Source organism: Streptomyces sp. NPDC049627, from assembly GCF_044465645.1.
Lineage (GTDB): Bacteria > Actinomycetota > Actinomycetes > Streptomycetales > Streptomycetaceae > Streptomyces.
This window is the reverse complement of sequence record NZ_JBITLW010000003.1, coordinates 617,810-633,615: the sequence shown is the minus strand read 5'-3', so window position 1 is coordinate 633,615 and position 15,806 is coordinate 617,810. Positions and strand designations below refer to the sequence as shown.

At 70.4% G+C, this 15,806-nt stretch carries 12 protein-coding genes; 6 read left to right on the top strand and 6 right to left on the bottom strand.

Features of this window, described 5'->3' with window-relative positions; translation table 11 throughout:
* The 4 genes from ACIBU0_RS12010 to glgB form a co-directional block, all read left to right on the top strand.
* Positions 1 to 609 (top strand): DUF3459 domain-containing protein (locus ACIBU0_RS12010; RefSeq protein WP_398815508.1); only part of this gene is annotated, 609 nt, incomplete at its 5' end.
* Complete coding sequence (treS, locus tag ACIBU0_RS12005) at positions 606 to 2,306, top strand: maltose alpha-D-glucosyltransferase (protein WP_398815505.1); 1,701 nt, start codon at positions 606 to 608, stop codon at positions 2,304 to 2,306. The genes ACIBU0_RS12010 and treS, both read left to right, overlap by 4 nt.
* An 85-nt stretch (positions 2,307 to 2,391) precedes the next feature.
* Positions 2,392 to 3,879 carry a maltokinase gene (locus ACIBU0_RS12000; protein ID WP_398815503.1) on the top strand — a complete coding sequence of 496 codons (1,488 nt, stop codon included), beginning with the start codon at positions 2,392 to 2,394 and terminating at the stop codon, positions 3,877 to 3,879.
* The gene (gene glgB, locus ACIBU0_RS11995) at positions 3,876 to 6,569 is read left to right on the top strand and encodes a 1,4-alpha-glucan branching enzyme (protein WP_398815500.1); all 2,694 of its coding nucleotides are present in this window, start codon (positions 3,876 to 3,878) and stop codon (positions 6,567 to 6,569) included. Before ACIBU0_RS12000 ends, glgB begins: the two co-directional genes overlap by 4 nt.
* Before the next feature lie 227 nt (positions 6,570 to 6,796).
* Here glgB and ACIBU0_RS11990 read toward each other — a convergent pair whose 3' ends face one another.
* The 4 genes from ACIBU0_RS11990 to ACIBU0_RS11975 all read right to left on the bottom strand — a co-directional run bounded on the left by ACIBU0_RS11990 (position 6,797) and on the right by ACIBU0_RS11975 (position 10,477).
* Positions 6,797 to 9,013 (bottom strand): HelD family protein, encoded by a 2,217-nt coding sequence (locus ACIBU0_RS11990; RefSeq protein ID WP_398815496.1) that lies wholly within the window; start codon positions 9,011 to 9,013, stop codon positions 6,797 to 6,799.
* A 179-nt stretch (positions 9,014 to 9,192) separates the two neighbouring features.
* Positions 9,193 to 9,507 carry a thioredoxin family protein gene (locus tag ACIBU0_RS11985; protein ID WP_398815579.1) on the bottom strand — a complete coding sequence of 105 codons (315 nt, stop codon included), beginning with the start codon at positions 9,505 to 9,507 and terminating at the stop codon, positions 9,193 to 9,195.
* Positions 9,508 to 9,521: 14 nt separating this feature from the next.
* Positions 9,522 to 9,929, bottom strand: a complete 408-nt coding sequence (locus ACIBU0_RS11980) for a MerR family transcriptional regulator (RefSeq protein WP_398815494.1) — start codon at positions 9,927 to 9,929, stop codon at positions 9,522 to 9,524.
* 29 nt (positions 9,930 to 9,958) lie between these two features.
* On the bottom strand, positions 9,959 to 10,477 hold the full coding sequence (locus tag ACIBU0_RS11975) for an Lrp/AsnC family transcriptional regulator (RefSeq protein ID WP_398815491.1): 519 nt from the start codon (positions 10,475 to 10,477) through the stop codon (positions 9,959 to 9,961).
* 45 nt (positions 10,478 to 10,522) lie between these two features.
* Between ACIBU0_RS11975 and ACIBU0_RS11970 the strand changes: the two genes are divergently transcribed.
* Positions 10,523 to 11,437: an NAD-dependent epimerase/dehydratase family protein gene (locus tag ACIBU0_RS11970; RefSeq protein WP_398815489.1), complete on the top strand. Its 915-nt coding sequence runs from the start codon at positions 10,523 to 10,525 to the stop codon at positions 11,435 to 11,437.
* Between the two features lies 1 nt (position 11,438).
* The gene (locus ACIBU0_RS11965; protein ID WP_398815486.1) at positions 11,439 to 12,335 is read left to right on the top strand and encodes an aldo/keto reductase; all 897 of its coding nucleotides are present in this window, start codon (positions 11,439 to 11,441) and stop codon (positions 12,333 to 12,335) included.
* Positions 12,336 to 12,345: 10 nt separating this feature from the next.
* Here ACIBU0_RS11965 and ACIBU0_RS11960 read toward each other — a convergent pair whose 3' ends face one another.
* Together ACIBU0_RS11960 and ACIBU0_RS11955 are read right to left on the bottom strand one after the other, a co-directional pair.
* The gene (locus ACIBU0_RS11960; protein ID WP_398815483.1) at positions 12,346 to 13,965 is read right to left on the bottom strand and encodes an AAA family ATPase; all 1,620 of its coding nucleotides are present in this window, start codon (positions 13,963 to 13,965) and stop codon (positions 12,346 to 12,348) included.
* A gap of 242 nt (positions 13,966 to 14,207) precedes the next feature.
* Entirely contained in the window at positions 14,208 to 15,632 is a 1,425-nt protein-coding gene (locus tag ACIBU0_RS11955) for a cation:dicarboxylate symporter family transporter (RefSeq protein WP_398815576.1), read from the bottom strand.
* Positions 15,633 to 15,806 lie beyond the last annotated feature (174 nt).

Below are 15,806 nucleotides of genomic sequence, written 5' to 3'. Positions count from 1 at the left end.
TTCTTCGCCAACACCCCCGACATCCTGCACGCCTACCTCCAGCACGGCGGCCGCCCCGCCTTCGAGGTGCGCGCCGTGCTCGCCGCGACCCTCTCGCCCACCTGGGGCATCTACAGCGGCTACGAGCTGTGCGAGAACACCCCCCTGCGCCAGGGCAGCGAGGAATACCTCGACTCGGAGAAGTACCAACTGCGCCCCCGCGACTGGGAGACCGCCGAACGCGAAGGCCGCACCATCACCCCCCTGATCACCAGGCTCAACGCCATCCGGCGCGCGAACCCGGCCCTCCGTCAGCTGCGCGATCTGCACTTCCATCACGCGGACAAGGACGAGGTGATCGCCTACTCGAAGCGGCATGGATCGAACACGGTTCTGGTGGTCGCCAACCTCGACCCTCACCACACCCAGGAGGCGACGGTCTCGTTGGACATGCCGCAACTCGGCCTGGACTGGCACGAGTCGGTACCGGTGCGCGATGAGCTCACCGGCGAGACCTATCACTGGGGCAGGGCCAACTATGTGCGCCTTGAGCCGGGCCGCGCGCCCGCGCACATCTTTCGTGTTCTGCGACCGTCCACCCCGCAGATCGGAGGGTCACCCACAAAATGATCGTCAACGAGCCCGTTCAGGACACCTTCGAGGACACGCCTGCCAAGGATCGTGACCCGGATTGGTTCAAGCGCGCGGTCTTCTACGAGGTCCTGGTCCGCTCCTTCCAGGACTCCAACGGCGACGGCGTCGGCGACCTCAAAGGCCTGACCGCCAAACTCGACTACCTGCAATGGCTCGGCGTCGACTGCCTGTGGCTGCCGCCCTTCTTCAAGTCACCCCTGCGCGACGGCGGCTACGACGTCTCCGACTACACCTCCGTCCTGCCGGAATTCGGCGACCTCGCCGATTTCGTGGACTTCGTGGACTCCGCCCACCAGCGCGGCATGCGCGTCATCATCGACTTCGTCATGAACCACACCAGCGACCAGCACCCGTGGTTCCAGGAATCCCGCAGGGATCCCGACGGCCCGTACGGCGACTACTACATGTGGGCCGACGACGACAAGGCCTACGGCGACGCGCGCATCATCTTCGTCGACACCGAGGCCTCCAACTGGACCTTCGATCCGGTCCGCAAGCAGTACTTCTTCCACCGCTTCTTCTCCCACCAGCCGGACCTGAACTACGAGAACCCGGCCGTGCAGGAGGAGATCCTCTCCGCGCTGAAGTTCTGGCTGGACCTGGGGATCGACGGTTTCCGGCTGGACGCGGTGCCGTATCTGTACGCCCAGGAGGGCACGAACTGCGAGAACCTGCCGGCGACCCATGAGTTCCTCAAGCGGGTGCGGAAGGAGATCGACGCCCATTACCCGGACACGGTGCTCCTTGCGGAGGCCAACCAGTGGCCGGAGGACGTCGTCGACTACTTCGGCGATTTCCAGTCCGGCGGCGACGAGTGCCACATGGCCTTCCACTTCCCCGTCATGCCGCGGATCTTCATGGCCGTACGCCGGGAATCGCGCTACCCGGTCTCGGAAATCCTCGCCAAGACCCCGGCCATTCCCTCCGGCTGCCAGTGGGGCATCTTCCTGCGCAACCACGACGAGCTGACCCTCGAAATGGTCACCGACGAGGAACGCGACTACATGTACGCGGAGTACGCCAAGGACCCGCGTATGCGCGCCAACATCGGCATCCGCAGGCGCCTGGCCCCGCTCCTCGACAACGACCGCAACCAGATCGAGCTGTTCACCGCTCTGCTGCTGTCGCTCCCGGGTTCGCCGATCCTCTACTACGGCGACGAGATCGGCATGGGCGACAACATCTGGCTCGGCGACCGCGACGCCGTCCGCACGCCGATGCAGTGGACTCCGGACCGCAACGCCGGTTTCTCGTCGAGCGACCCGGGCCGACTGTTCCTGCCGACCATCATGGACCCGGTCTACGGCTATCAGGTGACGAACGTCGAGGCGTCGATGTCCTCGCCGTCCTCCCTGCTGCACTGGACCCGCCGCATGATCGAGATCCGCAAGCAGAACCCGGCCTTCGGACTCGGCACGTACACCGAACTCCAGTCGTCGAACCCGGCCGTGATCGCGTTCCTGCGCGAATACGAGGACGATCTCGTCCTGTGCGTCAACAACTTCTCCCGGTTCGCACAGCCGACGGAACTGGATCTGCGGAGGTTCAACGGGCGGCATCCCGTCGAACTGTTCGGCGGGGTGCGATTCCCGGCCATCGGTGAGCTCCCGTACTTGCTGACTCTCGGCGGGCACGGCTTTTACTGGTTCCGGCTGCGCAAGGACGCCGCCTGAGAGCCCGGCGGGGCGGTTTCTCCCGCCCCGCCCGGGGCACGCATCAGTAACCACCCCGACCGGCCCGGGGAAAGGACGCGACGCCATGTCGGAATCCGTCACCCGTACCACCCTCACGACCTCTCCAGGTCTCCTCGCGTCGCTGGACCCACTGCTGCGGGAGTGGCTGCCGCGGCAGCGGTGGTTCGCGGGCAAGGGGCGTCCCGTCACGGGCTTCTCGCTGGTGGCGGCCACCGAGCTGCTGCCGCCCGGCGGCAAGCTGGGCCTGTACCACCTGCTGGTGCGCGCCCATCAGCCCCTCGTGCCGGTGCCGGGCGCCCCGGAACAGCCCGCGGACTGCTACCAGCTCCTCATAGGAGAGCGCGAGGCGCTGCCGCCCCGGCTGGCGCCCGCGCTGATCGGACACGTCGCCGAGGGCCCGCTCGCCGGACGCACCGTGTACGACGCCCTGTACGACCTCCGCCCCGCCGAGCTGCTCCTGGAGGCGCTGCGCACCGGGGCCCGGATCGGTGGGCTGCGCTTCGAACGGGACGCGAGCCAGGACATCCGGTCCGGCCTGGTGCCCCGCCTGGTGACCTCCGAGCAGTCGAACTCGTCGGTCGTCTACGGCGATACGTTCATCCTGAAGCTGTTGCGCCGGGTCGTCCCCGGCGTCAATCCCGACCTGGAGCTCCCGCTGGCCCTGGCGCGTGAGGGCTGCGACCGGGTGCCCGCGCCGACGGCATGGATCCGGGCGGAGCTCTCCGGCGACTCGTACGTCCTCGGGGTGCTCCAGCCCTTCGTGCAGGGCGCGGCCGACGGCTGGGAGCTGGCGCTGCGCGAGCTGGCCAAGGGTGAGGACTTCGGCGCCGCGGCACGGGCGCTCGGGCGCGCCACCGCCGAGGTGCACACGGCGCTGGCCCGTACGCTGCCGACGGTGACACTCGGGCGCACGCAGGTGCAGCAGCTGGTCGACGGCATGGTCGAGCGGCTGGATGCGGCCGCGCAGACCGTGCCCGCGCTGCAGCCGTACGCCCCCGGCCTGCGCTCCGCCTTCGCGGCGCTGGCCGACCTGGCCGCCGAGGGCCGCACCTGGACCGCCCAGCGCATCCACGGGGACCTTCATCTCGGGCAGTGCCTGCGCTCGCCCGCCGGTCAGTGGTGGCTGATCGACTTCGAGGGCGAGCCGTCGAAGCCGCTGGCCGAGCGGCGGATGCCGCAGCCGCCGGTGCGGGACGTGGCCGGGATGCTGCGCTCCTTCGACTACGCCGCCCACTCGGCCGACCCGCGGATACCGGGCTGGGCCGAGACCTGCCGGGCCGCGTACTGCTCCGGATACGCGGAGATCGGCGGCGTCGATCCACGGACCGATCCGGTGCTGTTGCGCGCGTACGAGACCGACAAGGCGATCTACGAGGTCGTCTACGAGGCCCGCCACCGCCCCGACTGGCTGCCGGTACCGCTGTCCGCGATACGCCGTCTCGCCACGGACTCCGGCACCACCCCGATCCCGTCCCAGGCCCCATCACCGTCACCGTCCCCCTTCACCCCTGCACCCGCATCCCCACCTTCGCCGAGGAGGCCCCGCCCGTGACCCCCCGCACCACTCCCTCCAGCGGTTCGGATCCGAAGAAGACGGCCGAGAAGCCGGTCGTGGACACGACCGAGGAGAAGGCCGCGAAGACGAGCGTCGCGAAAAAGGCGACGGCGAAGACGGCCAAGGCCGCCGAGAAGGCCGCGGAGGCCATGAAGAAGGGGACGGCGAAGAAGGCCGCGGCGAAGAAGACGGCCGCGAAGAAGGCTCCGGCGAAGAAGGCCGCCGCCAAGAAGAGCACCCCCAAGAAGACCGCCGCGAAGAAGACCGTGGCCAAGAAGACCGTGGCCAAGAAGGCCGCCGCGAAGACCACGACCGCGAAGACCACGGCGTCCAAGGCCACGGCGTCGAAGAGCACCGCCCCGAAGAAGGCCGCGGCCAAGAAGATCCCGGCGCAGAAGACGACGCCCAAGAAGATCCCCGCGCAGAAGGCGGCCCCCGAGAGGACCACTCCGAGGCAGGCAGAACCCCTGGCGCCGGTGGAGGTGGCCGAGGCCGCCGTCTCCGCCGCTCTCGACGCCGGCGACCGCGACCGTTTCCTCAGCGGCACCCACCACGACCCGCACTCCGTCCTCGGCGCACACCCGGTCCCCGGCGGGGTCGCCTTCCGTGCCTTCCGGCCGTACGCCCTGTCGGTGACGGTCGTCGCGGGCGACCTGCGGGCCGAGCTGCACGACGACGGGGAGGGGTTCTTCTCGGGCCTGTTGCCGCTGCGGGACGTACCGTCGGACTACCGGCTCCTCATCGCCTACGAGGGGACGGTCCAGGAGACCGAGGACGCGTACCGTTTCCTGCCCGCACTGGGCGAGCTCGACCTGCATCTGATCGGTGAGGGACGGCACGAGCAGCTGTGGCGGGCGCTCGGCGCCGAGCCGATGACGCACCAGGGCGTGACCGGCACCCGCTTCACGGTGTGGGCGCCGAACGCGCGCGGCGTGTCCCTGGCCGGCACCTTCAACTACTGGGACGGCACGGGCCATCCGATGCGCTCGCTCGGCGGCTCCGGCGTGTGGGAGCTGTTCGTGCCCGCCATCGGTGAGGGCGAGCTGTACAAGTTCGAGATCACCCGGCCGGACGGTTCCAAGACGCTGCGCGCGGACCCGCTGGCCCGCCGGACCGAAGCACCGCCGAACACGTCGTCCATCGTCCACGCCTCGCAGCACGAGTGGGGAGACGCGGCGTGGCTGGAGCGGCGCGGGTCGGTGCCGACGCACGAGGCGCCGTTCTCGGTGTACGAGGTCCACCTCCCCTCCTGGCGCCCCGGGCTGACGTACCGTCAACTCGCCGAGCAGCTTCCCGCGTACGTCAAGGACCTGGGCTTCACCCACGTCGAGCTGATGCCGGTCGCCGAGCACCCCTTCGGCGGCTCCTGGGGCTACCAGGTCACCGGCTTCTACGCGCCCACGGCCCGGCTCGGCACCCCCGACGACTTCAAGTACCTCGTGGACTCGCTCCACCAGGCCGGCATCGGCGTGCTGATGGACTGGGTGCCGGCGCACTTCCCGCGCGACGACTGGGCGCTGGCCGAGTTCGACGGGCGTCCGCTGTACGAGCACGAGGATCCGCTGCGGTCCGCGCACCCCGACTGGGGGACGCTGGAGTTCGACTTCGGGCGGCGGGAGGTGCGCAACTTCCTGGTGGCCAACGCCACGTACTGGTGCGAGGAGTTCCACATCGACGGCCTGCGGGTGGACGCCGTCGCCTCGATGCTCTACCTGGACTACTCACGCGAGCCGGGCCAGTGGGTGCCCAACGAGCACGGCGGGCGGGAGAACCTGGACGCGGTGGCGTTCCTGCAGGAGATGAACGCGACGGTGTACCGGCGGGTGCCGGGGGTCGTGACGATCGCGGAGGAGTCCACGGCCTGGGACGGCGTGACGCGGCCGACGCATGTGTCGGGCCCGGGCGGCTTCGGCGGCCTGGGCTTCGGCCTGAAATGGAACATGGGCTGGATGCACGACTCGCTGGAGTACATGTCCAAGGAGCCGGTGCACCGCAAGTACCACCACAACGAGATGACGTTCTCGATGGTGTACGCCTACAGCGAGAACTACGTGCTGCCCATCTCCCACGACGAGGTGGTGCACGGCAAGCGGTCGCTGGTGTCGAAGATGCCGGGCGACTGGTGGCAGCAGCGCGCCAACCACCGGGCGTACCTGGGCTTCATGTGGGCCCACCCCGGCAAGCAGCTGCTCTTCATGGGGCAGGAGTTCGCGCAGGGCGCGGAGTGGTCCGAGGCGCACGGGCCGGACTGGTGGCTGCTGGACCCGGCGTACGGGGCGGAGCCCGACCACCGGGGCGTGCGGGACCTGGTCCGCGACCTGAACACGGTCTACCGCCACACCCCGGCCCTCTGGCAGCGGGACACCGACCCGTCCGGCTTCCAGTGGGTGGTCGGAGACGCGGCCGACGACAACGTCTTCGCGTTCCTCCGCTTCGACGCGGAGGGGGCTCCGCTGCTGGCGGTGTCGAACATGTCTCCGGTCGTGCGGCACGACTACCGTCTCGGGGTGCCGGACGACGTCCCGGCGTGGCACGAGACGCTGAACACCGACGCCGCGCGTTATGGCGGCAGCGATGTGACGAACCCCGACCCGCTCAAGCCGGAGGCCCAGCCGTGGCACGGCCGCGCCGCGAGTATCCGGCTGACGTTGCCCCCGTTGGCGACGGTGTGGCTGCGCCCTGCGTAGTTCTTCGCCCCCGCCGCCCCTACCCGTCCCATCCTGAAGGGGCTCCGCCCCTTCGACCCCGCCAGGGGGCTCTGCCCCCTGGACCCCCGCTCCTCAAACGCCGGAGGGGCTGGTTTTTCAGCCCGTCCGGCGTTTGAGGACGAGGCCCTTTCAGGGCCGAAGCGGGGGTCTGGGGGCGGCAGCCCCCAGGGATGGGAATGGGTAGGGGCGGCGGGGGCGAGACCAGTTCAGGCGGTGGCCAGTGCCTTTGGCAGGCGGCCCGTGTGCAGCACGCCCAACCGTTGCGTCGCCCGCGTCAGCGCCACGTACAGGTCGCTCGTGCCGTACAACCCCGGCTCCACCACCAGCACCGAGTCGAACTCCAGCCCCTTCGACTGACGAGGGTCGAGGAGTACGACCGTTTGCGTGAGGTCGGGCTCCGCCCCCGCCGTCACCCCGTCCAGCCCCGCCGCCAGCCTGCGATGCAGATGGCGGGGCGCGATGACCGCGAGGCGCCCCTCCGCCGGGGTCAGCTCCTCCACCGCCTTGGCCACGGCGCCGGGAAGGTCGTCGGTGGCGCGGATCCACGGGCGTACGCACGTCGAGCGGACCGAACTCGGCGGCTCGAAGCCGGGGTTCTCGGCGCGCACCACGGCCGCCGCCAGCTCCATGATCTCGGCCGGGGTGCGGTAGTTGACCCCGAGACGGGTGTGCTCCCAGCGGTCCTCGACGTACGGCGAGAGGATCCCCGACCACGAGCCGACACCCGCCGCCTCCGCCGTCTGCGCCGGGTCACCGACCAGCGTCATCGAACGGGTGGGCGACCGACGCATCAGCAGCCGCCAGGCCATCGGCGACAGCTCCTGCGCCTCGTCGACGATGATGTGCCCGAACGCCCAGGTCCGGTCGGCCGCCGCCCGCTCGGCGGCGCTGCGGTGGTCGTCCTCCTCCTGGCGTTCGGCGAAGCGCTCGGCGTCGATGATGTCGTGCGCGGAGAGGACCTCGCTGTCCTCGTCCTCCTTGTCGTCGAACTCGTAGGTACGCGAGGCGTACGACACGTCCAGCACGCCCTGCGCGTACGCCACCTGCGTCTCCCGCTCGCGCTCCGCCCGCGCCCGCGCCACCCGCTCGTCCACGCCGAGCAGTTCGGCCGCCTCGTCGAGCAGCGGCACGTCCGCCACCGTCCACTCCCGGGTCACGGGCCGGCGGATCGCGGTCGCGTCCTCGTCGGGGAGGTAGCCGACCGGATCCGCGAGGAAGTCCGCGAGCAGGCGCTGCGGGGTCAGACGCGGCCACAACTGGTCGATGGCCGCCCACACCTCGGGGTTCTCGGCGAGCTCGTCGCGGATCTGGGTGATGTCGGCGGCGTCGAGGAGGCTGGTGCCGTCGTACGGGTCGGTGCCGACCCGCTCGGCGTACAGCTCGGTGAGCGTGTTGAGGATGTGGCCCTCGAAGTGCTCGCGCGCGGCGTTGTGCGGCAGCCGCGCGGCGCGGGTCTTCTCGCGCGCCACCTTCACCAGGCCGTCGTCGAGCATCAGGATCTCGCGGTCGTGCTCGATCGCGATCACCGGGTCGGGCAGCGCCTGCCAGTCGCGTACGACCTCGGCGAGCACGTCCGCCATGGCTGCACGCCCCTTCACCGCGGCCGCCTCCCGGCTGTCGGTCGCCGTCGCCCGCACGCCGGGGAACAGCTCGCCGACCGTGGCCAGCAGCACACCGGTCTCGCCCAGCGAGGGCAGGACCTCGCCGATGTAGCCGAGGAAGGCCGGGTTGGGGCCGACGATCAGGACCGCGCGCTTGGCGAGCAGTTCGCGGTGCTCGTAGAGAAGGTAGGCGGCGCGGTGCAGGGCTACCGCGGTCTTGCCGGTGCCGGGGCCGCCCTCGACCACCAGCACTCCGCGGTGCGGGGCCCGGATGATCTCGTCCTGCTCGGCCTGGATGGTCTGCACGATGTCGTTCATCCGGCCGGTGCGCGCCGAGTTCAGCGCCGCGAGCAGGACCGCGTCGCCGGTCGGGTCCTCGTGGCCGGTGCGCTCCTGGTCGCCCAGGTCGAGGATCTCGTCGTGCAGGGCGGTGACCGTACGGCCGCTGGTGGTGATGTGCCGCCTGCGCCTGATCCCCATCGGGGTGTGGCCGGTGGCCAGGTAGAAGGGGCGGGCGACATCGGCCCGCCAGTCGATGAGGATCGGCGTGCGCTCGGCGTCGTCGGTGCGCAGACCGATCCGGCCGATGTGGTGGACGACACCCGAGGAGAGGTCGATCCGGCCGAAGCACAGCGAGCCGTCCACCGCGTTCAGCGCGGCGAGCAGGCCCGAGCGCTCGGCGACGAGGATGTCCCGCTCCAGCCGCGCCTGCATGGGCGTGTTGCCCTGGGCGAGCGCGTCCGTGACGGAGGACTCGGTGTCACCGCGCAGCGCGTCCACGCGCGCGTACAGGTCGTCGATGAATTCCTGCTCGCGTCGCATTTCACCGTCTTGAAATTCGGTGTTTGACAATTCCGCTCCCGCCCGGATATACTGCGTTCAGTGAACTTCTCCGCGACTCAATCCCCTTGAAGTCGCGAATCATTGAATATACGCAGAAGAATCCCCCGAGCGCAATTGCTCAGGGGATTTTTTCGTATGTCGGCGAGATTCAGATCACGTCAGATCACGTCGGCCAGCTCCTCCAGCAGCCGCCGCTTCGGCCGCGCCCCCACCATCGACTTCACGGGCTCACCATCGCGGAACACCATGAACGTCGGCATGGACAGCACCTTGTAGGCGTTCGTGGTCAGCGGGTTGGTGTCCACGTCCAGCTGCACCACCTTGAGCCGCTCCCCCTCCTCCGAGGCGACGGCACTGAGCACCGGCCCCATCTGCCGGCACGGCGGGCACCAGTCGGCGGTGAATTCCACCAGCACCGGCAGCTCCGCCCCGATCACCTCCGCCTCGAAGTCCGCGTCCGTCACCTCTGCCACGCCTGCTGCCCTGATCACAGCTCCTGCCCTCCCAGTTCGCACAACGGTGGTTCGCCTTCGGCCAGCACGGTCTCCTGTTCGGCCATCGCAAGCCGCAGGCCGATGTTGGCCCGCACGGCCTGCAACTCGCCGATCAGCGCGTCGAGTTCGTCCAGCTTGCGCCGGTAGACCGCGAGCGAGGCGGGACACGAGTCGCCCTCCGGGTGCCCGGCCCGCAGACACTCCACGAACGGCCGGGTCTCCTCCAGGTCGAACCCGAAGTCCTGCAACGTCCTGATCTGCCGCAGCAGCTTCAGATCGTCCTCGTCGTACGTCCGATACCCGTTGCCGCTGCGCCGCGCGGGCAGCAGCCCCCGCGACTCGTAGTAGCGCAACGTGCGCGTCGTGGTCCCGGCCCGCGCGGCCAGCTCGCCGATTCGCATGCCTACGAACGTAAGCCTTGACGCCGACGTCAGGGCAACCGCGGCAGGAGAGGCTTTCCCGGCACCGGAGAGGACAGCACGATCGACGTCGTCGTACGCCCCAGCGCCGAGGTCTGTTCGAGGACCTCCTCCAGGTGGACCGTGTCCTCCACGGCGACCTTCAGGATCCAGCAGTCCTCGCCGACGACGTGGTGGACCTCGGTGATCTCCGGGCGGTCGATCAGCTCCAGGGTGCGCGGATGGCGGAGGGTGTAGCCGCCGTGCGGGTTGACCCGGATGAAGGCCTGGATGCCGTAGCCCAGCCGGGCGGGCGCGACATGGGCGCCGTACCCGGTGATCGCGCCCGCCGCCTCCAGCCGCCGTACCCGCTCGGTGACGGCGGCCGGGCTGAGCCGCACGCGCCGGCCCAGCTCGCTCAGCTTGATCCGGCCGTCGGTCTGGAGCAGTTCCAGGATCTGCCGGTCCAAGGCGTCGAAGGCCACCGATGTTTCGTTGGCGGCCGGGCGCAGATGCCGTGGTTCTTTCGGCGCGGTGGCCGTATCTCCCATGTCTTCCCCTTCAGGACGCGGTGCGTGGCCCGGAGAATTATGGTCATGCGAAAGGCACGAGAGGTACTGGTCATCGGCGGCAACCGCTACTTCGGCAAGCGGCTGATCACACGGCTGCTGGCCGCCGGAGACCGCGTGACGGTCCTCAATCGCGGATCGTCGGCCGCGCCGCCGGGCGTGGTTCAGCTGATCGCCGACCGGAACGACGATACGTCCCTGACGGCGGCGCTGGGTTCGCGGACCTTCGACGCCGTGGTCGACCAGGTCTGTTACACACCCCGCCAGGCGGAGACCGCCCGCCGGGTCTTCACCGGCCGCACCCGTCGCTACGTGCTGACATCGACGGTGGAGGTCTACGAGTACGAGGACTCGATCGCCCCCGTGCGCGAGACGGACGTCGATCCCCTGGACGTGGCCGTGGACCTCGCACTCCCCTGGGACGACCCGGAGTTCCTCGACACGCACTACGGCGAGGGCAAGCGGCAGGCGGAGGCCGTGTTCGCCGCCGGCCCGGCCTTCCCGTACACGGCGGTGCGCGTCGCCCATGTGCTGGGCGGGGACGACGACTTCACGGGCCGTATGAACCACTACGCGAGCCGCATCCGCTCCCGCGCACCCATCTCCGTACCCGTGGTGAACCGTCCGGCGACGTACATCCACGTCGAGGAGATCGCCGACTTCCTGTTCTGGGCGGTGGGCCAGGACTTCACAGGCCCGGTCAACGCCGCCTCCCACGGCCTGCTCACCACGGCGGACCTGTGCGACGCGATCGCCGCGCACCTCCCGGACGGCGAGACCGTCTTCCGGCCCGTCGAGGTCGGCGAGGTCTCCCCGTTCTCCTTCACCCGCGCCTACGGCATGGACAACTCCCGCGCCACACGGCTCGGCTTCCGCTTCACGCAGGCCCGGCAGTGGCTCCCGAAGGCCGTCGCCGAGACCCTCGGAAAGGACGGCGAGTGACATGTACCACCGCACTCTCGGACCCCACCGCGTGAGCGCGATCGGCCTCGGCGTGATGCCGTTGTCCATCGAGGGCCGCCCCGGCGAACAGCGCGCCCTGGCCACCGTGCACGCCGCCCTGGACGCGGGGGTGACGCTGCTGGACACGGCGGACTCGTACCATCTGCCCGGCGCCGAGCCCGGTCACGGCGAACTCCTCGTGGCCCGTGCGCTGGCCGCGTACGGCGGTGACACGGACCGCGTGCTCGTGGCCACCAAGGGCGGCCGCGGCAGGCCTGCCGACGGCAGCTGGACGGTCAACGGCGACCCCCGCCACCTCAAGGCGGCCGCCGAGGCCTCGCTGCGGCGGCTCGGCGTCGAGGCGATCGGCCTCTACCAGCTCCACAAGCCCGATCCGTCCGTCCCGTTCGAGGAGTCGGTCGGCGCGCTGCGCGAGCTTCTCGACGAGGGCAAGATCCGGCTGGCCGGCGTCTCCAACACGGACGCGGACCAGATCCGCACCGCCCGCCGGATCCTCGGCGACCGTCTCGTCTCCGTGCAGAACCGGTACTCGCCCGCCGTGCGGGACAGCGAGGCCGAGCTTCGGCTGTGTGCGGAGCTCGGCCTGGCGTTCCTGCCGTGGAGTCCGCTGGGCGGCATCTCCCGCAGCTCGCTGGACGGGCCGTCGCGGACGGAGGACGACCCGCGCTTCGGCGCCTTCCACGCCGTGGCGCACGCACGCGGCGTCAGCCCACAGCAGGTGTGCCTGGCCTGGCTGCTCGCACGCTTCCCCGCCGTGATCCCGATTCCGGGGGCGAGCCGCCCGGAGACGATCCGGGATTCGGCGGCCGCGGCGGACCCGGTGCTCGGCGCGGAGGAATGGGCACGGCTCGACGGAGCGGCCGCTCCGGCCGGTTGACGACCGCCGCTCAGCCGGGCGGCGGGGGCGGCGGCGGGCCGGGCGGCACACCCGGGGCAGGGCCCGGGCGAGGCCCCCAGGGAAGGGGGCCGGGGAAACCGGGGACGGCCCTCGGCGGGCTCCAGTCCCCCTCTTCATCGTCCCCCTCCTCGTCGCCCATGCCGTCCATCTCCGCCTCCACGCCCCGCACCCCGAGCAGGCGGCGGGTGAGGCGGTCGTGGTCGGAGAGGAGTTCGTCGAGGGCGGCGCGGACGTCGTCCGGCTCCGTGCGGGGCGACTCGCGCTCGGCCGCGATCAGCACGGAGCGCCGTACCAGCTCCTTGGTGAAGGACGCCGTCGTGCCCTCCGTGCGGGTCACCACCTCGTCCGCGATGTCCTTGCCGAGGGTGAGTCCGGCGCCGTAGAGGCCGAGCAGGCGGGCGCGCCCCTCGGCGTCGGGGAGGGGGATCTCGACGGCGAGGTCGACCCGGCCGGGGCGCTGGGCCAGGGCCGGCTCCAGCAGATCGGCACGGTTGGTGGTGAGCAGGAAGGCGACGTCGGCGTCGTCGCCGAGGCCGTCCATCTCGTTCAGGACCTGGAAGAGCAGGGGCTGGTCGCCACCGCCGTAGTCGCGGGCCTCGGCGATCAGATCGCAGTCCTCCAGGACGACGAGTGCCGGCTGGAGCATCCGGGCCAGCGCGCAGGCGGGGCCGATGGCCGAGATGCTGGTGCCGGCCAGGATCACCACCGTGAACTGCGGGAGGTGGGAGAGCAGATAGCGGATCGTGTGGGTCTTGCCGGTGCCGGGCGGGCCGTACAGCAGCAGTCCGCGGCGCAGGTGCTGGCCCGCCGCGCGCAACTGCTCGCGGCGCCGGGCCACGCCCACGACCTGACGTTCCAGGCGTTCGAGGAGGCCGGCCGGCAGCACGATGTCGTCACGGGTGAGGGCGGGACGGCGATGGAAGCGGAAGGGCCCGAGCCCGTGCCCGAACTCCGAGCCCTCGAAGGACAGGACCTGTCCGCGGAAGACGTTGTGTTCGCGTACGAGAGTGTCGAGCTCGGCGAGCAGGCGGTCCCCGAACTCCTTGTCCCGCGCGAGGACTTCGACCTCGACCTTGTTGCGCCCGTACTCGTCCTGCGGTCCGCGCAGCAGCACCGCGAACCGTTCGTCGCCCTCGCGGCCGAGGTAGAACCCGCAGGAGACGCAGGCCAGTTCGGTGTCCGGTGCGACGGGGAGGTGGGCGTAGTCGACGGCGCCGATCACGAACCGGTCGTAGCGGTCGGCCGCGTCGAGGATGTCGCCGAGGGTGAGGTCGCCGTGGTGCCGGGCGCCGCGCAGGCCGATCAGTTCATGGGAGCGGGCGGCGTCGGCGGCGAACCAGCGCTCCAGGGCGAGATGCACGTTGGGCAGGTCGTACGGTGCGTACGCCGCCTTGACCACGGGGCGGTCGGCCGGGGTGGAGCCGAGGTGGGCCGTCAGCCGTGTGCTGAGGTTACGGCCGTCCTCCAAGTCCTTGCGCGGGGCGCGGGCGACCGCCGTCAGGAACTCGTGGAACAGGTCGTTCACTTGCTCCAGCGAGACAGGGGACGGCTCGCGCGAGCCGTTCGACGCCTCTTCCGCCATGTCCGCCTCCTGGGGGACGGCCTGCATCAGGGCCTCCAGCGTGAGGCCGGGCGGGACGGCGGGTCAAAGGATTTCGGTGTGAGCCGGACGCCCGGCCCCGGTTCAGGCGGGGCCGGACGTCCGGAGCGGGAGGGGGCGCAGGCCCTCAGGGGCGCGGGGCTGTGTTGGATCTGCGGCTACCGCCGCGTGAGCGCGACCAGCCACGTACGACCCGCGACCGACGGACTGCAGCACCCCCGAAGCTCCCTTCGGCTCTCCCGGCGGAGCGCCTACGCCTTGGCGAGTTCCTTCTCGCCGCCCTGGCCCGGGACCCCCGCGGAGGTGTCCTGGGCGGCGGCGTCCTCGTCGAGGAGGGTCTTCTCGTCGAAGGGAAGCTGACCGGCGAGGACCTGGTCGACGCGCTCGCGGTCGATCTCCTTGGTCCAGGTGCCGATCAGGACCGTGGCCACGGCGTTGCCCGCGAAGTTGGTCAGGGCGCGCGCCTCGCTCATGAACCGGTCGATGCCGACGATCAGGCCGACACCGTCCACCAGGGCCGGCTTGTGCGACTGCAGACCACCCGCCAGCGTGGCCAGGCCGGCGCCGGTGACACCGGCGGCGCCCTTGGACGCGACCAGCAGGAAGAGCAGCAGCGGGATCTGCTCACCGATCGCCATCGGCGTACCCATGGCGTCGGCGATGAACAGCGAGGCCATGGTCATGTAGATCATGGTGCCGTCGAGGTTGAAGGAGTAGCCGGTCGGGACGGTGATGCCGACCACCGGCTTGCTGACACCGAGGTGCTCCATCTTCGCGATGAGGCGCGGCAGCGCGGACTCGGAGGACGAGGTCGACAGGATCAGCAGGAACTCACGGCCCAGGTACTTGAAGAGCGTGAGGATGTTGAGGCCGGCGACGATCCGCAGCAGCGCGCCGAGCACGATGAAGACGAAGAGGAAGCAGGTGACGTAGAAGCCGAGCATCAGGATGGCGAGCTTCTTGAGCGCGTCGACGCCGGCGGATCCGGTGACGGCGGCGATGGCGCCGAAGGCACCGATGGGGGCGGCCCACATCACCATGGCGAGGATGCGGAAGACCAGCTTTTGGATGTGCTCCACGCCGCGCAGGATCGGCTGCCCGGCCGAGCCCATGGCCTGCAGGGCGAAACCGGCGAGCAGGGCGACCAGCAGGGTCTGCAGGACCTGGCCCTCGGTGAAGGCGGAGACGAGGGTCTTGGGGATGATCGAGAGCACGAAGTCGACCGGCGGCAGCGCCTCGGCGTCGACCTGCTCGTGCCCGGCGTCCTTGACCGAGTCGGTGATCTGAAGGCCCGTGCCCGGCTCCAGGATGTTGCCGACGACGAGGCCGATGCCCAGCGCCACCAGCGACATCGCCAGGAAGTAGCCCAGCGCGATACCGCCGACGGCCCCGACCTTGGCGGCCTTCCGTACCGAGCCGATGCCCAGCACGATCGTGCAGAAGATGATCGGCGAGATCATCATCTTGATCAGGTTCACGAAGCCCGTTCCGATGGGCTTCAGCTCCACCGCGAAGTCGGGCGCGACCAGACCCACGGTGATACCGAGGGCGACCGCGATGATCACAGCGATGTAGAGGTAGTGCGTGCGGTCCCGCTTGGCGACGGGTGCGGCAGGTGCCGTATCGGGGGAACTGGCGGCGGCCACGGCTGCCCTCCTTGACGTCTTCGTCGGCATCACCGGCGTGCGGCTCACGTCCGGGGTGGGGGTTCGCTGAGCGGGTGCCGCGCCCCCGGGGAGGGGGGCCGGCCGCCCTGGGGGACGGGGGTGTCTTATTCAGCGATGCGGTGACTATCTCCCGCCGTGTGAGGGCGGTCACCCTTCCGTTCATTTAGTTCACCATCAGCCATG